Raw genomic sequence first — 19,130 nt, 5'->3', positions numbered from 1 at the left:
TACATCAGTTCTCTTCTTCGAGCCAGCAGGTATCGTGCTGCGCGAGCATCGCGCTCGCCGCGGCCGGCCCCCACGTGCCCGCCGCATACGGCTTCGGCGGCTTCAGCGTGCGCGCCCATTCGTTCAGGATAGGCTCGACCCAGCGCCATGCGGCCTCCTGTTCGTCGCGACGCACGAACAGCGCGAGCCGGCCGTTGATCACGTCGAGCAGCAGGCGCTGGTACGCCTCCATCTGCCCTTCCTTGAAGAACTGGTCGAACGCGAGGTCGAGGTGCACGCTCGCGAGGTTCATCCCTTCGCCCGGCTGCTTCGCGAGGCAGTACAGGCGGATCGTCTCGTTCGGCTGCAACCGGATCACCAGGCGGTTCGAACCGGGGCGCAGCGCGGTCGGGCCCAGCGCCGAGTGCGGCACCGGGCGGAAGTTCACGACGATCTCGGCGACGCGATCGGCGAGACGCTTGCCGGTGCGCAGGAAGAACGGCACGCCGGCCCAGCGCCAGTTCTCGATCTCGACCTTCAGCGCGACGAAGGTTTCGGTCTGGCTGTCGGGCTTCACGCCCGGCTCGGTCGCGTACGCCGGCACCTGCGCGCCCTTGATCACGCCCGCATGATACTGGCCGCGCACGGCCACCTTGCCGATGTCGCGCGGATCGACCGGTTTCAGCGCGCGCAGCACGCGCAGCTTCTCGTCGCGCACCGAGTCGGAATCCATCGAATGCGGCGGCTCCATCGCGACGATCGACAGCAGCTGCAGCAGGTGGTTCTGCACCATGTCGCGCAACGCGCCCGTATTGTCGTAGAAATCGCCGCGCGCCTCGACGCCGAGTTCCTCGGCGATCGTGATCTGGATGCTTTCGACCCATTCGCGGCGCCACAGCGGCTCGAACAGCGCATTGCCGAAGCGCAGCGCGAGCAGGTTCTGCACCGGCTCCTTGCCGAGGTAGTGGTCGATCCGGTAGATCTGGCCTTCCGCGAAGATCTCGCCGACCGCGTCGTTGATCGCGTTCGACGATTTCAGGTCGTAGCCGAGCGGCTTCTCGAGCACGATGCGCGAGCCTTCGTTCAGGCCGACCGACGCGAGCGCCTTGCAGATCGGCACGAACAGCGACGGGCCCGTCGCGAGATAGAACACGCGGATGCCGGGCAGCGATGCGATCGCGTCGCGCAGCACGACGTAGTCTTCCGCGCGGCCGAGGTCGAGCTTCACGTACTCGATGCGATCGAGGAAGGACTTCCACGCGGCGTCGTCGAACGCCTTGCCGGAGGCTTTCTCCGCATGCGGCTTCACGTGCGTGTCGACCCACTCGAGATAACCCGCCCGATCCGATTCATGTCGTGCCACGGCGACGATCCGGCCGCTCTCCGCCAGCATGTTCGCGCGGTGCGCTTCGAACAGCGCGGGCAGGATCTTGCGCATCGACAGATCGCCGGTGCCGCCGAAAAGTACGAAGGTAAAGCTGGAATCGGTATGCATGTGTCTCCGCCGTGTTGGGGGTGCTGGGAAGCGATCCGTAGTGCGATAAAAATATTTTTGACACTGAATTGTAGTTTAACTACAATCCGCCGCAAGGGGTAGCACCTGGGTGAAGAAAAAAAGAAGTGCGGTCGATGAACTGCGCGAGCTTCATCTTCGGGGGCGCCTTGTGCCGAATGTTATCGGACATTGGCGGCGCGCATCGTCCGCGCGCCGTCGGCCCCGGGCTCGCGTCGCATCATCGCGGCGGGCCAGAAACACAAAGAGGAGACACACCGTTGAATCTCGATTCACGCTTTCTGTAAGAGCCCGGCCGGTCATCGGCCCCGTACGCTGCATGCGTCCCGCGGCTCGATTTCCCCGTCGTTATCAAGAAGCCGGTTCCCGGTCAGGGAACCTCACGAGTTGATTCAGTCTGGAGGAGATAAGTAATGAAAGTTCGCTCGATCATGGGTGCGCTCTGCGCCGCGGGTCTGATGGCTGGCGCCGTGGCGGCGCAGGCAGCCGAGAATGTAACCGTGCTGCACTGGTGGACCTCGGGTGGCGAGTCGAAGGCCGTCGGCGTGCTGAAGGACGACGTGCAGAAGCAGGGCTACGTGTGGAAGGACTTCGCGGTCGCGGGCGGCGCCGGCGCCGCGGCGATGACGGCACTGAAGACCAAGGTGATCAGCGGCGACGCACCGTCGGCCGCGCAGATCAAGGGCCCGCTGATCCAGGACTGGGCCGACCAGGGCGTGCTCGTCAACATCGATTCCGCTGCCGGCGACTGGAAGCAGAACCTGCCGCCGGAAATCGACAAGATCATCAAGTACAAGGGCCATACCGTCGCCGCGCCGTTCTCGGTGCACCGCGTGAACTGGCTGTACATCAACAAGGCCGCGCTCGACAAGGTCGGCGCGAAGGTGCCGACCACCTGGCCTGAATTCTTCGCGGTGGCCGACAAGCTGAAGGCCGCGGGCATCCAGCCGGTCGCGATGGGCGGCCAGCCGTGGCAGGACCTGACGCTGTGGGAAGACGTCGTGCTGTCGCAGGGCCCGGCGTTCTACAAGAAGGCGCTGGTCGACCTCGACCAGGCGACGCTGACGTCGCCGCAGATGCTGTCCGTGTTCGACACGGTGCGCAAGATCCAGGGCTACTTCGACGCGGGCCGTAACGGCCGCGACTGGAACCTCGCGACCGCGATGGTCATCAACGGCAAGGCCGGCATGCAGTTCATGGGCGACTGGGCGAAGGGCGAGTTCGAGAACGCCGGCAAGAAGGCGGGCAAGGACTACATCTGCGCAGCGGTGCCGGGCACCGCGAACTCGTACACGTTCAACGTCGACTCGTTCGTGTTCTTCCAGCAGAAGGGCGAGAAGGCCGCGACGCCGGGCCAGCTCGCGCTCGCGAAGACGATCATGACGCCGGACTTCCAGGAGCAGTTCAGCCTGCTGAAGGGTTCGGTGCCGGTGCGCCTCGGCGTGAAGATGGACAAGTTCGACGACTGCGCGAAGAAGTCGTACGCCGACGAGCAGACCGCGATCAAGTCGGGCGGCTTCGTGCCGTCGCTCGCGCACGGGATGGCGCAAAGCGACGCGACCGCCGGCGCGATCACGGACGTCGTGACGAAGTTCATGAACTCGCAGCAGGATTCGAAGAGCGCGGTCGCCGCGCTCGCGAAGGCCGCGAAGGTCAAGTAACGCGCGACAGGCGCCCGGCCGGAAGCGCTTCATCGGCCGGGCGTTTTTGCATGTGCAGCAAACGGGCTCGCCCGCGGGCCCGTGCCGTACCTGGCGCCGGCCCGGCCTGCGTCGCCCTCGTTCCAGGAGTCGAATCAAGTGGCTGCCCCTCTTAACGGAAACGGATCCGGCGCTGCCGCCGCGCGGCGTACGTCGCCGATGTCGGCCTTCGCCGATCGCTGGATTCCGAAGCTCGTGCTTGCGCCGAGCGTCGCGATCGCCGTGGTGTTCATCTACGGCTTCATCCTGATTACCGGCTATCTGTCGCTGACCAACTCGCGGCTGTTGCCGAACTACGAATTCGACGGCTTCGGCCGTTACACGGACCTGTTCCAGAACGACGTGTGGTGGACCTCCGCCGCGAACCTCGGCTGGTTCGGGATTCCGTTCATCGCGGTCTGCGTCGCGCTCGGCTTGTTCCTCGCGATCCTGCTCGACCAGCGGATCCGCAACGAAGGCGCGCTGCGCGCGATCTTCCTGTACCCGATGGCGCTGTCGTTCATCGTGACCGGCACCGCGTGGCAGTGGATCCTGAACCCGGGCCTCGGCCTCGAGAAGGTGATGCACGACTGGGGCTGGACGAGCTTCTCGTTCGACTGGCTCGGCGATCCGGACAAGGCGATCTTCTGCGTGGTGATCGCGGCCGTGTGGCAGTCGACCGGTTTCGTGATGGCGCTGTTCCTCGCGGGGCTGCGCGGCGTCGACGCGGAGATCTTCAAGGCCGCGCAGGTGGACGGCGCGACGCTGCCGACCATCTACCGCAAGATCGTGATCCCGAGCATGCGCCCGGTGTTCTTCTCGGTGCTGCTGATCCTGTGCCACATCACGATCAAGACCTTCGACCTCGTCGTCGCGCTGACGGCAGGCGGCCCGGGCACGTCGTCGTCGCTGCCGGCCATGTTCATGTACACGTTTTCGTTCAACCGCGGCCAGCTCGGGCTCGGCGCGGCGTCCTCGGTGATGATGCTCGCGACCGTGGTCGCGGTGCTGGTGCCGCTGATGTATATGGAATCGAGGAGCACCCGCAATGCAGCCTAAGATGACGATCAGCCGGGCAGTGATCTATGCGGCACTGATCCTGTTCGCGCTGTATTTCCTGTTCCCGATCTACGTGATGCTGTCGACGTCGTTCAAGGATCTCGACCAGCTGCGCACCGGCAACCTGCTGACGCCGCCCACCAGCTGGACCGTCGATCCGTGGGTGAAGGCGTGGAGCGGGGCGTGCACCGGCGTGCGCTGCGACGGCATGAAGCCGTTCTTCCTGAACTCGCTGCAGATGGTGATCCCGGCCGTGCTGATCTCGTCGCTGATCGGCGCGTTCAACGGCTACGTGCTCACGCACTGGCGCTTTCGCGGCGCCGACGCGCTGTTCACGATGATGCTGGTCGGCTGCTTCATCCCGTTCCAGGTGATCCTGCTGCCGATGGCGCGGCTGCAGGGGATGCTCGGCCTCGCCAACACGATTCCGGGCCTCGTGTTCGTGCACGTCGTGTACGGGATCGCGTTCACGACGATGTTCTTCCGCAACTTCTACGTGAGCGTGCCGGCCGAGCTGGTGAAGGCCGCGCGCATCGACGGCGCGGGCTTCTTCACGATCTTCACGAAGATCCTGCTGCCGGTGTCGCTGCCGATCTTCATGGTGTGCCTGATCTGGCAATTCACGCAGATCTGGAACGACTTCCTGTTCGGGATCGTGTTCTCCGGTGTCGATTCGATGCCGATCACGGTGGCGCTGAACAACCTCGTCAACACGTCGACGGGCGTGAAGGAATACAACGTCGACATGGCCGGCGCGATCATCGCCGCGCTGCCGACGCTGCTCGTCTACATCGTCGCCGGCCGCTACTTCGTGCGCGGGCTGACGGCGGGCGCGGTGAAGGGGTAGGCGCGGCTTTATCCGATACGACGAACCGGCCGCGCACGACGCGCGGCGCATCGAAACGAACCCGACGCGGCGCCCGAGTGCGCCGCGCGAGACGAGACAGAGGATTCACAGCATGGCAAGCCTTTCCATCCGTGACGTGTACAAGACCTACCCGAACGGGGTGCCGGTCCTGAAGGGTGTCGACATCGAGATCGAGGACGGACAGTTCCTGATCCTGGTCGGCGGGTCGGGCTGCGGGAAGTCGACGCTGCTCAACATGATCGCCGGGCTCGAGACGGTCACGAGCGGCGAGATCTGCATCGACGGCAAGGTCGTCAACGACCTGTCGCCGAAGGATCGCGACATCGCGATGGTGTTCCAGTCGTACGCGCTGTACCCGTCGATGACGGTGCGCGAGAACATCTCGTTCGGCCTGAACATCCGCAAGGTGCCGAAGAACGAACAGCAGCAGATCGTCGACCGCGTGTCGCAGATGCTGCAGATCCAGCACCTGCTCGACCGCAAGCCGGGCCAGCTGTCCGGCGGCCAGCGCCAGCGCGTCGCGATGGGCCGCGCGCTCGCGCGCGATCCGTCGCTGTTCCTGTTCGACGAGCCGCTGTCGAACCTCGACGCGAAGCTGCGTATCGAGATGCGCGCGGAAATCAAGCTGCTGCACCAGCGCCTCGGCACGACGATCGTCTACGTGACGCACGACCAGATCGAGGCGATGACGCTCGGCGACCGGATCGCGGTGATGAAGGACGGCGTGGTCCAGCAGTTCGGCGCGCCGCAGGAGATCTACGATTCGCCGTCGAACCTGTTCGTCGCGGGCTTCATCGGCGCGCCGCCGATGAACTTCATCAACGGCAAGCTGGTCGAGCAGGGCAGCGGGATCGCGCTCGAGATCGACACGGGTCTTGCGCGCAGCGCGCTGAACCTGCCGTTCGACGCGAAGCGGATGAACGGCCACGTCGGCCGCGAGGTGATCCTCGGGCTGCGCCCGGAGCGCATCACCGACGCGCGCAACGCGCACCACGGCGAGGCGTCGACGCTGCAGCCGATCGACGTGCGCGTCGACGTGACCGAGCCGACCGGGCCGGACACGCACGTGTTCGCGCAGGTGAACGGCAAGCGGATCGTGAGCCGCGTGCATCCGGCCGCGAACCCGCAGCCGGGGCAGACGCAGTCGCTGCTGTTCGACGTGTCGAAGGCCGTGCTGTTCGATCCGGCTTCGGAAGAGCGGATCGCGTGACGCAGCGGCAGCGGTTGCGCTGAACGAAAGAGCAAGGGGCCGTGTCGAACGGCCCCTTTTGTTTGCGTGATGCGGCCGAGGTGGCCGCGGACGTGGCGATCAGTGCGGCAGCCGCACGTCGAACTTGAACGTCGCGAGCCGCGCGACGAGGATGAAGCCGGTCGCGAGCAGCACGCTGTACACCGAGTCGAACTGCAGCCACACGAGCAGCAGATAGAACCAGCAGCCGACGAACGCGCAGGTCGCGTACGGCCGCGAATCGCGCAGGATCAGCGGGATGTCGTTGCACAGCACGTCGCGGACGATCCCGCCGACCACGCCGGTGATCACGCCCATCATCACCGCGATGAAGCGCGGCATCTCGGCGTCGAGCGCGATCGCCGTGCCCGAGATGCTGAAGATGCCGAGCCCGATCGCGTCGGCGATCAGCAGCAGCCGTTCGGCCGACAGTCGCGACAGCATCCGCAGCACGAACGGCGCGAACAGCGCGAGCACGAAGATCGCGATCACGTAGTCGTCGTGCACGACCCAGTAGAACGGCCGGCGCTCGAGCAGGATGTCGCGCAGCGTGCCGCCGCCGAACGCGGTCGCGAGCGCGACGACGAACGTGCCGACCGAGTCGAGGCGGTTCTTGCGCGCCTCGATGAAACCCGAGATCGCAAAGGCCAGCGTGGCGATCGCCTCCAGTATCGCGATCGCGAGCGTCAGCCTAGGATGCGGCACGCGGCCCCCGCTCGGCCGGCGCCGCATGCGGCTGCAGCAGCACGAGCACCGCGCCGGCGCCGCCGTCGTTGCCGCGCGCCTCGCAGAACGCGATCACTTCTTCCTTCTGCACGAGCCACGCGCGCACCTTGCCTTTCAGCACGGGTTCCTTGCCGATCGAGCCGAGCCCCTTGCCGTGGATCACGCGCAGGCAGCGCAGCCCCTTCTTGCCGGCTTCGCGGATGAATTCGGCGAGCGCGTCACGCGCCTCGTCGCGCCGCATCCCGTGCAGGTCGATCTGCGCCTGCACGATCCACGCGCCGCTGCGCAGCTTGCGCACGACGTCGCGGCTGATGCCGGGGCGGTGGTAGTACAGCGAGTCGTCGCTGTCGAGCAGCGTCTCGGGATCGAATTCGTCGGACAGCGTCGCGTTCAGCACGGCTTCCTCGTCGCGCTGGGTCTGCTTCGGCACCGGGTCGGGCGGCGTGCGGCCCGACGACGCGCGCGGCGGCGCATTCAGCGGCCGGATCGAGCCGATTTCGTTGCGGAACAGGTTCGCGTCGGCTTCCGCCTTGCGTTCTGCCTTCGCGGTTTCGACGCGCGTGCGTTCGCGGCGCTCGGCTTCGCCTTGCAGCGACTTGCGCAATGCGCCGAGGCCCGCGAGGCCCTGGCCGCGCAACGCGGCCGGATCGGGCGCGGGCGGCGGGGCGGCCGGCGCGGGGTTCGCGGGACGGGCGGCGATCTTCCGCTTCGCGGGATCGCTCGGGTGGGGCTGGTTCTTCGCCATGATTCGGTAACGGGGCAGGCGCGTTCGGGCGCGCGGGCAAAAAAAAGCCGCTGCACGGCGGCAGCGGCTTTCCGGTCGGGCCCGCTTCGCGGCAGCGGACGCCATTGTAGCGCCCGGCGCGGCCAGGCTCGCGGCTTACTTCTTGTCGTGCAGGCTTTCGAGGTAGCGCTGCGCGTCGAGCGCGGCCATGCAGCCCGTGCCGGCGCTCGTGATCGCCTGGCGATACACGTTGTCCTGCACGTCGCCCGCAGCGAACACGCCGGCGACGCTCGTCGACGTCGCGTTGCCGTGCAGGCCGCTCTTCGTCAGGATGTAACCGTCCTTCATCTCGAGCTGGCCCTGGAACAGGTCGGTGTTCGGCTTGTGGCCGATCGCGACGAACACGCCCTGCACGGCGAGGTCTTCCGTCGCGCCGGTCTTCACGTTCTTGATGCGCAGGCCCGTGACGCCCGAATCCTCGCCCGTCACTTCGTCGAGCACGTGATCCCACTTGATCACGACGGCGCCTTCCTTTTCCTTCTCCAGCAGGCGGTCGATCAGGATCGGCTCCGCGCGGAACTTGTCGCGGCGGTGGATCACCGTGACCTTCTTCGCGATGCCCGTCAGGTAGAGCGCTTCCTCGACGGCCGTGTTGCCGCCGCCGATCACCGCGACTTCCTGGCCGCGATAGAAGAAGCCGTCGCAGGTCGCGCAGGCCGACACGCCCTTGCCCATGAAGTGTTCTTCGGACGGCAGGCCGAGATACTGCGCGGACGCGCCGGTCGCGATGATCAGCGAGTCGCACGTGTATTCGCCCGAGTCGCCGATCAGGCGGATCGGCTGCTCGTGCAGCTTCGCGGTGTGGATGTGGTCGAAGACGATTTCGGTGTTGAAGCGCTCGGCGTGCTCGAGGAAGCGCGCCATCAGCTCCGGACCCTGCACGCCTTTCGCGTCAGCCGGCCAGTTTTCGACATCGGTCGTGGTCATCAGCTGGCCGCCCTGCGCGATGCCGGTGATCAGCACCGGGGACAGGTTGGCGCGTGCCGCGTAGACGGCAGCCGTGTAGCCGGCGGGGCCGGAACCGAGAATCAGGACTTTGGCGTGTTTGGGCGTGGACATGTGCGAATCCGTAAAAGGCGGCCGTGGCGGGCGGGGTAGGGCTCGCCGTACGATCCGGGTTGACCGGGATGCCGTCATAGATGGGTATCAGACGCGCATTATAAAGGCCTCGTTGCTGCGCTGCCGAACGAGAGTTTCAATCGTCGCGATAGCGTTTCGCGGCGAGCCGCCCGCGCCGGCGCGGCAGGCCGGGCGTCCCGCCGGTGCGCGGCGGCGCGTTGTCGCACGCGCTCCGGGCCGGCACGGCCGGCCGGTCCCGAGCGTGCGCAGCCGGCCGGTTCGGCACCCCGTCCCTGTTATGTAACCGTCATTTACACTTGGCGGCCCGGTGCAGCGTTTACAATAAGCGGGATCGAACGACAGGCGGGCGCACGGCCCGTCCTCTTTATACGGATTCATGGCAAAAGCTCCTTATTCCGCCCAGGCACAGGCGTTGCCGCACCGGATGTCGAAGCTCCTCACGGAGATCCGCTGGATTCTCCAGGTCGCGCTCTGCGCCTTTCTGGTGATGGCCCTGCTGAGCTACAGCCGGCGCGATCCGAGCTGGACGCACGCCGCCCAGGTCGATCACATCTCGAACTGGGCCGGTCGCGTCGGCGCGTGGACGGCCGACATCATCCTGCTGCTGTTCGGCCTGTCGGCCTACTGGCTGATCGTGCCGCTCGGGCGGCGCATCGCCGTCAACTACCGCCGCATCACGCGCCACGAGGCGATTCCCGACGAACCCGAGCGGCCGATCGGGTGGCTCACCGAAATCTTTGCGTTCGTGCTGGTCGTGCTCGCGTGCGACGGCATCGAGGCGCTGCGTATGTGGTCGCTGAAGGTGCAGTTGCCGCGCGCGCCGGGCGGCGTCGTCGGCGAGGCCGTCGCCGGTGCGATGTCGCACGCGTTCGGCTTCACCGGCGGCACGCTGCTGCTGCTGATCGCGCTCTCGATCGGCCTGTCGCTGTATTTCCGCTTCTCGTGGCTGTCGGTTGCCGAGCGCGTCGGCGGCGCGATCCTGTCCGCCGTCAACGTCGCGAAGCTGCGCCGCGAGGCCGAGCGCGACCGCAAGCTCGGCGAGGCCGCGGCCGTGCGCCGCGAAGGCAAGGTCGAAGAGGAGCGCGTGCGCATCGAGGATCACGAGCCCGTGACGATCGTGCCGCCGGTCGTCACGCCCGTGAAGTCCGAGCGCGTCGAGCGCGAGCGCCAGGTGCCGCTGTTCACCGACCTGCCGGGCGATTCGACGCTGCCGCCGGTGTCGCTGCTCGATGCCGCGCCGAAGACGCAGGAAGCGATTTCCGCCGATACGCTCGAATTCACGTCGCGCCTGATCGAGAAGAAGCTGAAGGACTTCGGCGTCGAGGCGAGCGTCGTCGCCGCGTATCCGGGCCCGGTCGTCACGCGCTACGAGATCGAGCCGGCCACCGGCGTGAAGGGCAGCCAGATCGTGAACCTCGGGAAGGATCTCGCGCGCTCGCTTTCGCTCGTGTCGATCCGCGTCGTCGAGACGATCCCCGGCAAGAACTACATGGCGCTCGAACTGCCGAACCAGCGCCGCCAGACGGTGCACCTGTCCGAGATCATCGGCTCCGAGGTGTATGCGGCCGCCTCGTCGGCGCTGACGCTGAGCCTCGGCAAGGACATCGGCGGCAAGCCCGTGTGCGCGGATCTCGCGAAGATGCCGCACCTGCTGGTGGCCGGCACGACCGGTTCGGGCAAGTCGGTCGGGATCAACGCGATGATCCTGTCGCTGCTGTACAAGGCCACCGCCGAACAGGTGCGCCTGATCCTGATCGATCCGAAGATGCTCGAAATGAGCGTCTACGAAGGCATTCCGCACCTGCTGTGCCCGGTCGTCACCGACATGCGCCAGGCCGGCCACGCGCTGAACTGGACGGTCGCGGAGATGGAGCGCCGCTACAAGCTGATGAGCAAGCTCGGCGTGCGTAACCTTGCCGGCTACAACAACAAGATCGACGATGCGGCGAAGCGCGAGGAGAAGATTCCGAATCCGTTCAGCCTGACGCCCGAGGATCCGGAGCCGCTCGGCCGTCTGCCGAACATCGTCGTCGTGATCGACGAGCTGGCCGACCTGATGATGGTCGTCGGCAAGAAGGTCGAGGAACTGATCGCACGGATCGCGCAGAAGGCGCGCGCGGCCGGCATCCACCTGATCCTCGCGACGCAGCGTCCGTCCGTCGACGTGATCACGGGCCTGATCAAGGCGAACGTGCCGACGCGGATCGCGTTCCAGGTGTCGTCGAAGATCGACTCGCGCACGATCCTCGACCAGATGGGCGCCGAGTCGCTGCTCGGGATGGGCGACATGCTGTACCTGGCGCCCGGCACCGGGCTGCCCGTGCGCGTGCACGGCGCGTATGTCGCTGACGACGAAGTGCACCGCGTCGTCGACAAGCTCAAGGAGCAGGGCGAGCCGAACTACGTCGAGGGCCTGCTCGAAGGCGGCACCGCCGACGGCGACGAGGGCTCCGCCGGCGCGGGAACCGGTGAAGGCGGCAGCGAGTCTGATCCGCTGTACGACCAGGCGGTCGAGATCGTCATCAAGAACCGCCGCGCGTCGATCTCGCTTGTGCAGCGCCACCTGCGGATCGGCTACAACCGCGCGGCGCGGCTGCTCGAGCAGATGGAACAGTCGGGGCTCGTGTCCGCGATGTCGTCGAGCGGCAACCGCGAAATTCTTGTGCCGGCGCGCGACGCGGAATGAGTCCGCGGCGTTCGCAGCGCCGGCCACCCAGGGAGAAAACCGCAATATGCAGCAACATTCGTTCGCAATGTCCCTTCGTTCGACGCGGCGCTGGCTCGGCGCGGCGCTCGCCGGCGCATCGCTGATGCTCGCGGCGACGCACGCGTTCGCGGGCGGCACCGAGCAACTGAAGGCGTTCGTGTCGCAGGTGCGTTCGGCGAAGGGCGATTTCACGCAGCAGATCGTCAAGGCGCCGGCCAAGGGCGCGAGCGCCGTGCAGGCCGCGCCGAAGCCCACCGACAATTCGAGCGGCACGTTCGTGTTCGCGCGTCCCGGCAAGTTCATCTGGACGTACCAGAAGCCGTACCAGCAGGTGCTGCAGGCCGACGGCGAGAAGCTCTACGTGTACGACCGCGACCTGAACCAGGTCACCGAGCGCAAGCTGAACGGCGCGCTGGGCGCGAGCCCGGCCGCGATCCTGTTCGGCAGCAACGATCTCGACAAGAACTACACGCTGCGCGATGCCGGCGAGAAGGGCGGCATCGAGTGGCTCGAGATGTTGCCGAAGGCGCAGGACACGCAGTTCCAGCGGATCGGCATCGGCTTCCGGAACGGCACGCTCGCCGCGATGGAGCTGCATGACGTGTTCGGCAACGTCACGCTGCTGACGTTCACGAACATCCAGACGAACCCGCCGCTGAAGGGCGATACGTTCAAGTTCGTCGTGCCCAAGGGCGCCGACGTGATCACCGGCTGACCGGCGCCGCGCGCCGCTCTCCCGCAACGGGCCTGCCGGCGACGGCAGGCCCGTGTTGTTTCTGCGCGCGGGCACCAGGCGCGGCGGCGCCGTCGCGCGGCTGTCATAATGTCGGATCCGGCGGCCGGTTCGGCCGCCATTGTTTGATGTGGAGCGAGGGTTCATGTCCGACCTGTTTCAAGTCGAGCCGCGCCGCCCGCTCGCCGAGGCGCTGCGGCCGAAGACGCTCGCCGAGGTGATCGGCCAGACGCATTTGCTGGGCGAAGGCAAGCCGCTGCGGCTCGCGTTCGAATCGGGCAAGCCGCATTCGATGATCCTGTGGGGGCCGCCCGGCGTCGGCAAGACGACGCTCGCCCGGCTCACCGCGCTCGCGTTCGACTGCGAATTCATCGCGCTGTCGGCGGTGCTGGGCGGCGTGAAGGACATCCGCGAGTCGATGGAGCAGGCGAAGGACACGCTGAACCGCACCGGCCGCCACACGATCCTGTTCGTCGACGAGATCCACCGCTTCAACAAGGGGCAGCAGGATGCATTGCTGCCGTTCGTCGAGTCGGGCCTCGTGACCTTCATCGGCGCGACCACCGAGAACCCGAGCTTCGAGGTCAACTCGGCACTGCTGTCGCGTGCGCAGGTGTACGTGCTGAAGTCGCTGAACGACGACGAGATGCGCCAGCTGCTGACGCGCGCGCAGGAAATCGCGCTCGACGGCCTCGCGTTCGACGACAAGGCGATCGATACGCTGGTCGGCTATGCGGACGGCGACGCCCGCCGCTTCCTGAACCTGCTCGAGCAGGCGCAGACCGCGGCGACGTCGGCCGGCGTCGCGACGATCGATGCCGACTTCGTCAGCAACGCGATGACGCTGAACGCGCGACGCTTCGACAAGGGCGGCGACAACTTCTACGATCAGATATCGGCGCTGCACAAGTCGGTGCGCGGGTCGAGCCCGGACGGCGCGTTGTACTGGTTCTGCCGGATGATCGACGGCGGCGCCGATCCGAAGTATCTCGCGCGGCGCATCGTGCGGATGGCGTGGGAAGACATCGGCCTGGCCGATCCGCGCGCGCTGCAGATGGCGAACGACGCGGCCGAGACCTACGAGCGGCTCGGCTCGCCGGAAGGCGAACTCGCGCTCGGGCAGGCGGTGATCTATCTCGCGTGCGCGGCGAAGAGCAACGCCGGCTACAACGCGTTCAACCAGGCGATGGCGTTCGTGAAGCAGGACAAGTCGCGCGAGGTGCCCGTGCACCTGCGCAACGCGCCGACCAAGCTGATGAAGGAACTCGGCTACGGCCACGCTTACCGTTACGCGCACGACGAGCCGAATGCCTATGCGGCCGGCGAGACGTACCTGCCGGACGGGATGCGCGAGCCGCGCTGGTACCAGCCGGTGCCGCGCGGGCTCGAATCGAAGATCGCCGACAAGCTCGCGTGGCTGCGCGACCTCGACCGCGAGGCCGGCAAGAAGGACTGACGGAGCGTTGCGCGGGCCGGTTCGGCCTGCGCCACCGCCGATCCGTCAGCGCTTGCGGCCCGGCTGCTGTTTCTTCCAGTATTCGAACGGCTCCTCGTGGCATTCGATGTCGAGTTCGGCGACGCGCCCATGCAGGTGCTCCTGCGCGTCGGCGATCGCGAGGTTGTAGATCGCCGGCGCGATTTCATCGACGAAGAAATGCAGCAGCGCACCGGCCTGGATGTTGCCGATCGGTTCGTCCATGTTTTCTGTGAAATAGCGTTGCAGCGACGCGATTGCGCGGTCGCGGACATCCTTGTCGAGTTCGATGGCCATCGGGTTCCTCGGAATGCGGTGATGTGAAACCGGGCGCTTCGCCTGATGCGCTGCGGCCCGCCGGCGCCGCTGTTTTGCGATCCGCAACGGTCGGGCGCACCGCGATTCGCCGGCCGTCGGCGCACGGGCCGGCCAGGTCATGTTGCCATGGCCGCCGCCCGTTTGCGGCATTGTCCGTCCGGCCGGTGCCGTGGCGGCCGCGCGGTGCGTTAGAATTCCCGTCTTACACAACGATTTTCCAAGTCCTCCCATGCTCGACATCCAGTTGCTGCGCAAAGACCTCGACGGCGTCGCGAAGCGCCTCGCCGATCGCGGCTACACCCTCGACGTCGCCGCGTTCTCCGCACTCGAAGCGGAACGCCGCGCGATCCAGACCCACACCGAAGAGCTCCAGGCGCGCCGCAACAGCCTGTCGAAGCAGATCGGCGCGATGAAGGGGAAGGGCGAGGACACGTCGGCCGTGATGGCCGAGGTCGGCGGGATCGGCGACGACATGAAGGCGTCGGAAGCCAAGCTCGGCGACATCCAGGCGCGCCTGTCCGACCTGATGCTGGGCATGCCGAACGTCGCGCACGACAGCGTGCCGGTCGGCAAGGACGAAGCCGACAACGTCGAGGCGCGCCGTTGGGGCACGCCGCGCCAGTTCGATTTCGAGGTGAAGGATCACGTCGATGTCGGCACGCCGCTCGGCCTCGATTTCGAGACGGGCGCGAAGCTCGCCGGCGCACGCTTCACGATGCTGCGCGGCCCGATCGCGCGCCTGCACCGCGCACTCGCGCAGTTCATGATCGACACGCACACGCAGCAGCACGGCTATACCGAGACGTACACGCCGTACATCGTGAACCCCGAGATCCTCTACGGCACGGGCCAGTTGCCGAAGTTCGCGGACGACATGTTCCGCGTCGAGAAGGGCGGCGCGGAGAACACGGTCACGCAATACCTGATTTCCACGTCCGAGATCTCGCTGACGAACACCGTGCGCGAGTCGATCGTCGACGCAGCCGCGCTGCCGATCAAGCTGACCGCGCATTCCCCGTGCTTCCGCTCGGAAGCCGGTTCGTACGGCCGCGATACGCGCGGGATGATCCGCCAGCACCAGTTCGACAAGGTCGAGATGGTGCAGGTCGTCGCGCCGGAAACGTCGTACGCGGCGCTCGACGAAATGGTCGGCCATGCGGAAGCGATCCTGCAGAAGCTCGGCCTGCCGTACCGCGTGATCACGCTGTGCACGGGCGACATGGGCTTTTCGGCCGCGAAGACGTTCGACCTCGAAGTGTGGCTGCCCGCGCAGAACACCTATCGCGAGATCTCGAGCTGCTCGAACACCGAGGCGTTCCAGGCGCGCCGGATGCAGGCGCGTTTCCGCAACGCGCAGGGCAAGCCGGAGCTCGTGCATACGCTGAACGGTTCGGGGCTTGCCGTCGGCCGCACGCTCGTCGCGGTGCTGGAGAACTACCAGAACGCGGACGGCTCGGTCACGGTGCCGGAAGCGCTGCGTCCGTACATGGGCGGCATGGAGCGCATCGACGCGCCTGCCCAGGCGTCGTAACGTAACGCAGGCCTTCGAAGTCCCCGCAAAAAAATTTGCACAGAGGGCTTGTCAGCCAAGAAGAGATCGTCTTATAATCTTTTCTTTCGCGGAAACGACCAGCCGCGAAATGCAGTAAGGAAGGAGAGGTGGCAGAGTGGTCGAATGTACCTGACTCGAAATCAGGCGTACGGTTTCCCCGTACCGTGGGTTCGAATCCCACCCTCTCCGCCAAAATACGAAGCCCCTTGATCCGGAAGGATCAAGGGGTTTTTCGTTTTGGGTCTGCGGTGCGCGTGTCGATTGCAACGTCAGGCTTGCTACCGGCACACCGGATCGTGCTGATGCGATGGCCGCCAATTGCGCACACGATCGTGCCGCGCCTTCGATGCAGCGTCGCTGCATGATGTACACCGCGACCCATGACGAACCGGCTGTCGAAAGTCCTGACGGCTTTCGCGCTGCTGATCGTTGTCCTCGTGTCGACATCGTTTCCCGCGCAAAGCCCGATCGTCCATTTCGGCATCGCCGATCCCGATGCCGCATCGACCGTGTCTCGCTACGACCTGATCCGACCGCACCGCGCTCCGGTCTTCGCCGCTTTCCTCAGCTTTAAGCCTTCGATCTCCGCGCCGTTAACACGGTGCGGCGGCCGGCACGCGCGCCGCGCTGCATCGTTCCCCGTCGATTCAAGGTCCCATGAAGCTGAGCTACAAGATTCCCCTCGCATTTGCTGTCGCGCTGTTGCTGATGTTCGGTGGCGCGCTGTACGGCATCCACATCCTCAACCGGTCGATCGATACGTTCGCCGAAGACGTTCAGACGAACGTCGGCGACGAACGGCTCGTGTCGGCCACGCTCGTGCAATTCAAGCTGCAGGTGCAGGAATGGAAGGACACGCTGCTGCGCGGCAAGCAGCCCGACAAGCTCGACCGGTACTGGCAGGCGTTCCAGACGCGTGAGCGGTCGGTCGATGCGCTCGCCGCGCAACTCGTCCGCCAGTTGCCGGCCGGCGAGAGCCGCTCGCTCGTCGAACAGTTCATGCGTGCGCACACCGCGATGGGCGACGGTTACCGGCGCGGCTTCGACGCGTTCAAGGCGGCCGGCTTCGAGCCGTCGGCCGGCGATGCGGCCGTGGCGGGCGTCGACCGTGAGCCTGCCGCGCTGCTGGAGCGGGCCGCGAAGTCGATTGCGGACGAAAGCGCGGCCGTGTCGGCGCAGGCGAGCCGCGACGCGCAGCATGCGACCACCGCGAGCCTTGCGCTGATGCTGGTCGTGCTCGGCGTCGCGATGGTCGGCGCGTTCCTGTTCAGCCGCGCGATCCTGCGCCCGCTCGATCGTGCGGTGGCGTGCGCACAGGCCGTCGCGGGTGGCGACCTGACACGCGACGTCGACGCAACCGGCCGCGACGAGATCGCCGATCTGCTGCGCGCGTTGCAGACGATGCAGGCGAGCCTGTCGGGCGTCGTGCTCGAGGTGCGCACGCATGCCGAAGCCGTCGCGACCGCGAGCGCGCAGATCGCGTCGGGCAACCACGATCTGTCGGCGCGGACCGAGTCGCAGGCCGCTTCGCTCGAGGAGACGGCTGCCAGCATGACCCAGCTGACCGGCATCGTGCGCCAGTCGGCCGAGCATGCGCAGCACGCGGCGCAACTGGCGCGCGATGCGTCGCATATCGCGTCTGCCGGCGGCGGCGTGATGTCGGATGCCGTCCACACGATGAACGGCATCGCCGACAGCGCGGCGAAGGTCGGCGAGATCATCGCGGTGATCGACGGCATCGCGTTCCAGACCAACATCCTCGCACTGAACGCGGCGGTCGAAGCGGCGCGCGCGGGCGAGCAGGGGCGCGGCTTCGCGGTCGTCGCGGCAGAAGTGCGCACGCTCGCGCAGCGCAGCGCGTCGGCCGCGAAGGAGATCAAGGGGCTCATCGAGCAATCGACGCAGCGGGTCGACGAAGGCGCGGTGCTGATCGGCCGTGCAGGGGAATCGATTCACGAGATCGTGGGCGCCGTGCAACGCGTCACGACGATCGTCGGCGAGATCTCGTCCGCGTCGCAGGAGCAGAGCGGCGGCATCCAGCAGGTGAATGTCGCGGTCACGCAGATGGATGAAGCGACGCAGCGCAACGCGGCGCTCGTCGAGCAGGCCACGGCCGCGACGCAGGCGCTGGCCGAGCAGGCGAGCGCACTGCGGCACGCGGTGGCCGTGTTCCGGCTGCGGGAAATGGCGTGATGGCTGTCAGTGGCGGGCGCGCGACCTGGCGAGCCCTCGCCCGTTCACGCGGACCGGTCACCGCCGATCACGCCGCGGCCGGATACTGCGCAAGCACCCTGGCGCGAATCGACGGCTTGATGTTCGATTGCGCCATGTCGCCGCCGTAGTGCGCGACGACGCGCGGGTTCATCACGCGATACCAGAGCGGCGGCAGGTACGCGAACAGGATCATCGTCGCGTAGCCGGCCGGCAGTTGCGGCGAATCGTCGAAGTGGCGCAGCGCCTGGTACGAGCGCGTCGGATTCGCGTGATGGTCGGCGTGCCGCTGCAACTGGTACAGGAACAGGTTGGTGACGACGTGGTTGCTGTTCCACGAATGCTGCGGCGTGCAGCGTTCGTAGCGGCCGCTCGGCAGCTTGCGGCGGCCGAGCCCGTAGTGCTCGACGTAGTTCACGACTTCGAGCAGCGATGCGCCGTAGACGGCCTGGATCACGAGGAACGGGATCACGACCTTGCCGGCCATCGCGATCGCGATGCCCCACACGACGACGGTCATCGCCCATGCGTGCAGCACCTCGTTGCGCCAGGTCCACGGCGAATGCCCGAGCCGTTCGAGACGCGCCTTCTCGAGCCGCCATGCCGAGCGGATGCTGCCGGTCACGGTGCGCGGCAGGAATGCCCAGAACGACTCGCCGTAGCGCGCGCTCGCCGGATCCTCGGCCGTCGCGACGCGCACGTGGTGGCCGCGATTGTGCTCGACGTAGAAGTGGCCGTACGCGACCGGTGCGAGCGTGATCTTCGCGAGCCAGCGCTCGAAGCGGTCGGTCTTGTGCCCCAGCTCGTGCGCGGTATTGATCGAGATGCCCGTCGAGGCGCCGAGCGACAGTGCGAAGCCGACGTAGTCGTACCACGCGAGCGCGTGCGTGCCGACGATCCATACGCACATGAAGAACGCGACGTATTCGACGAAAGTCGCCAGATAGACGATGAACCGGTAATAGCGCTCGCGTTCGAGGTGCGGTACGACTGCCTCGGGCGGATTGTCGCGATCGTCGCCGATCAGCGTGTCGAGGATCGGGATCACGCCGAATGCGAACAGCGGGCCGAACCACCAGAACACATGAAGGCCTGTCGACAGCGCAAGCTGGGCAGCGAGGATGGGCAGCGTGATCGTCAGTGCGCCGAGCAGCCACAGGTACCGCTTGCCATCCGACCAGCCCGCGGCCGATCCGTCGGTCATTGCCATTGTCTCCCT

The 19,130-nt window shown here is 66.7% G+C and carries 15 protein-coding genes and 1 tRNA gene; 10 read left to right on the top strand and 6 right to left on the bottom strand.

Annotated features, from left to right (window positions below; all coding sequences use genetic code 11):
* Nucleotides 1–4 precede the first annotated feature (4 nt).
* Nucleotides 5–1,474: a glucose-6-phosphate dehydrogenase gene (gene zwf, locus HWX87_RS22430; RefSeq protein ID WP_176049330.1), complete on the bottom strand. Its 1,470-nt coding sequence runs from the start codon at nt 1,472–1,474 to the stop codon at nt 5–7.
* A gap of 431 nt (nt 1,475–1,905) precedes the next feature.
* Here zwf and HWX87_RS22425 point away from each other — a divergent pair, with 431 nt between their 5' ends.
* The 4 genes from HWX87_RS22425 (at nt 1,906) to ugpC (ending at nt 6,308) form a co-directional block, all read left to right on the top strand.
* Entirely contained in the window at nt 1,906–3,153 is a 1,248-nt protein-coding gene (locus HWX87_RS22425) for an ABC transporter substrate-binding protein (RefSeq protein WP_176049329.1), read from the top strand.
* 138 nt (nt 3,154–3,291) lie between these two features.
* On the top strand, nt 3,292–4,230 hold the full coding sequence (locus HWX87_RS22420; protein ID WP_176049328.1) for a sugar ABC transporter permease: 939 nt from the start codon (nt 3,292–3,294) through the stop codon (nt 4,228–4,230).
* On the top strand, nt 4,220–5,077 hold the full coding sequence (locus HWX87_RS22415; RefSeq protein ID WP_006476648.1) for a carbohydrate ABC transporter permease: 858 nt from the start codon (nt 4,220–4,222) through the stop codon (nt 5,075–5,077). The genes HWX87_RS22420 and HWX87_RS22415 overlap by 11 nt, the downstream gene beginning before the upstream one ends.
* A 112-nt stretch (nt 5,078–5,189) precedes the next feature.
* Nucleotides 5,190–6,308 (top strand): sn-glycerol-3-phosphate ABC transporter ATP-binding protein UgpC, encoded by a 1,119-nt coding sequence (gene ugpC, locus HWX87_RS22410; RefSeq protein WP_176049327.1) that lies wholly within the window; start codon nt 5,190–5,192, stop codon nt 6,306–6,308.
* 99 nt (nt 6,309–6,407) lie between these two features.
* On the opposite strand, the gene HWX87_RS22405 is transcribed toward ugpC, so the two are convergent.
* The 3 genes from HWX87_RS22405 to trxB form a co-directional block, all read right to left on the bottom strand.
* On the bottom strand, nt 6,408–7,058 hold the full coding sequence (locus HWX87_RS22405; RefSeq protein ID WP_176049326.1) for a trimeric intracellular cation channel family protein: 651 nt from the start codon (nt 7,056–7,058) through the stop codon (nt 6,408–6,410).
* Complete coding sequence (locus HWX87_RS22400) at nt 7,018–7,797, bottom strand: Smr/MutS family protein (RefSeq protein ID WP_176049325.1); 780 nt, start codon at nt 7,795–7,797, stop codon at nt 7,018–7,020. The genes HWX87_RS22405 and HWX87_RS22400 overlap by 41 nt, the downstream gene beginning before the upstream one ends.
* 135 nt (nt 7,798–7,932) lie before the next feature.
* Nucleotides 7,933–8,895 carry a thioredoxin-disulfide reductase gene (trxB, locus tag HWX87_RS22395; RefSeq protein ID WP_166957305.1) on the bottom strand — a complete coding sequence of 321 codons (963 nt, stop codon included), beginning with the start codon at nt 8,893–8,895 and terminating at the stop codon, nt 7,933–7,935.
* 397 nt (nt 8,896–9,292) lie between these two features.
* On the opposite strand from trxB, the gene HWX87_RS22390 reads away from it, so the two are divergent.
* The 3 genes from HWX87_RS22390 (at nt 9,293) to HWX87_RS22380 (ending at nt 13,812) form a co-directional block, all read left to right on the top strand.
* The gene (locus HWX87_RS22390) at nt 9,293–11,602 is read left to right on the top strand and encodes a DNA translocase FtsK (RefSeq protein ID WP_176049324.1); all 2,310 of its coding nucleotides are present in this window, start codon (nt 9,293–9,295) and stop codon (nt 11,600–11,602) included.
* A 46-nt stretch (nt 11,603–11,648) separates the two neighbouring features.
* Nucleotides 11,649–12,338: an outer membrane lipoprotein chaperone LolA gene (lolA, locus tag HWX87_RS22385; protein WP_176049323.1), complete on the top strand. Its 690-nt coding sequence runs from the start codon at nt 11,649–11,651 to the stop codon at nt 12,336–12,338.
* Between the two features lie 163 nt (nt 12,339–12,501).
* On the top strand, nt 12,502–13,812 hold the full coding sequence (locus tag HWX87_RS22380; RefSeq protein ID WP_176049322.1) for a replication-associated recombination protein A: 1,311 nt from the start codon (nt 12,502–12,504) through the stop codon (nt 13,810–13,812).
* 45 nt (nt 13,813–13,857) lie between these two features.
* On the opposite strand, the gene HWX87_RS22375 is transcribed toward HWX87_RS22380, so the two are convergent.
* Nucleotides 13,858–14,127 (bottom strand): DUF2164 domain-containing protein, encoded by a 270-nt coding sequence (locus HWX87_RS22375; RefSeq protein ID WP_176049321.1) that lies wholly within the window; start codon nt 14,125–14,127, stop codon nt 13,858–13,860.
* A 250-nt stretch (nt 14,128–14,377) separates the two neighbouring features.
* Here HWX87_RS22375 and serS point away from each other — a divergent pair, with 250 nt between their 5' ends.
* From serS to HWX87_RS22360, 3 genes are all read left to right on the top strand, one after another.
* Nucleotides 14,378–15,679: a serine--tRNA ligase gene (gene serS / locus HWX87_RS22370; protein ID WP_176049320.1), complete on the top strand. Its 1,302-nt coding sequence runs from the start codon at nt 14,378–14,380 to the stop codon at nt 15,677–15,679.
* A 122-nt stretch (nt 15,680–15,801) separates the two neighbouring features.
* Nucleotides 15,802–15,892: transfer RNA gene (locus HWX87_RS22365), tRNA-Ser, on the top strand.
* A 465-nt stretch (nt 15,893–16,357) separates the two neighbouring features.
* Nucleotides 16,358–17,893 carry a methyl-accepting chemotaxis protein gene (locus HWX87_RS22360; RefSeq protein WP_176049319.1) on the top strand — a complete coding sequence of 512 codons (1,536 nt, stop codon included), beginning with the start codon at nt 16,358–16,360 and terminating at the stop codon, nt 17,891–17,893.
* Between the two features lie 67 nt (nt 17,894–17,960).
* Here the strand turns inward: HWX87_RS22360 and HWX87_RS22355 are convergent, their stop codons facing one another.
* Nucleotides 17,961–19,121, bottom strand: a complete 1,161-nt coding sequence (locus HWX87_RS22355) for an alkane 1-monooxygenase (RefSeq protein WP_176049318.1) — start codon at nt 19,119–19,121, stop codon at nt 17,961–17,963.
* Nucleotides 19,122–19,130: the final 9 nt, after the last annotated feature.

It is taken from the genome of Burkholderia sp. BCC1644 (assembly GCF_902833225.1).
Lineage (GTDB): Bacteria > Pseudomonadota > Gammaproteobacteria > Burkholderiales > Burkholderiaceae > Burkholderia.
The sequence above is the reverse complement of the archived record's forward strand: the minus strand, read 5'-3'. Positions and strand labels throughout refer to the sequence as shown.

Bases quoted from the DNA above. Each gene is read 5' to 3' on its own strand.
- HWX87_RS22375 (WP_176049321.1), bottom strand. From the start codon at position 14,127: ATGGCCATCGAACTCGACAAGGATGTCCGCGACCGCGCAATCGCGTCG.
- ugpC (WP_176049327.1), top strand. From the start codon at position 5,190: ATGGCAAGCCTTTCCATCCGTGACGTGTACAAGACCTACCCGAACGGG.
- serS (WP_176049320.1), top strand. From the start codon at position 14,378: ATGCTCGACATCCAGTTGCTGCGCAAAGACCTCGACGGCGTCGCGAAG.
- HWX87_RS22355 (WP_176049318.1), bottom strand. From the start codon at position 19,121: ATGGCAATGACCGACGGATCGGCCGCGGGCTGGTCGGATGGCAAGCGG.
- HWX87_RS22425 (WP_176049329.1), top strand. From the start codon at position 1,906: ATGAAAGTTCGCTCGATCATGGGTGCGCTCTGCGCCGCGGGTCTGATG.
- HWX87_RS22390 (WP_176049324.1), top strand. From the start codon at position 9,293: ATGGCAAAAGCTCCTTATTCCGCCCAGGCACAGGCGTTGCCGCACCGG.
- HWX87_RS22400 (WP_176049325.1), bottom strand. From the start codon at position 7,797: ATGGCGAAGAACCAGCCCCACCCGAGCGATCCCGCGAAGCGGAAGATC.
- HWX87_RS22405 (WP_176049326.1), bottom strand. From the start codon at position 7,058: ATGCGGCGCCGGCCGAGCGGGGGCCGCGTGCCGCATCCTAGGCTGACG.
- HWX87_RS22380 (WP_176049322.1), top strand. From the start codon at position 12,502: ATGTCCGACCTGTTTCAAGTCGAGCCGCGCCGCCCGCTCGCCGAGGCG.
- HWX87_RS22415 (WP_006476648.1), top strand. From the start codon at position 4,220: ATGCAGCCTAAGATGACGATCAGCCGGGCAGTGATCTATGCGGCACTG.
- lolA (WP_176049323.1), top strand. From the start codon at position 11,649: ATGCAGCAACATTCGTTCGCAATGTCCCTTCGTTCGACGCGGCGCTGG.
- zwf (WP_176049330.1), bottom strand. From the start codon at position 1,474: ATGCATACCGATTCCAGCTTTACCTTCGTACTTTTCGGCGGCACCGGC.
- trxB (WP_166957305.1), bottom strand. From the start codon at position 8,895: ATGTCCACGCCCAAACACGCCAAAGTCCTGATTCTCGGTTCCGGCCCC.
- HWX87_RS22360 (WP_176049319.1), top strand. From the start codon at position 16,358: ATGAAGCTGAGCTACAAGATTCCCCTCGCATTTGCTGTCGCGCTGTTG.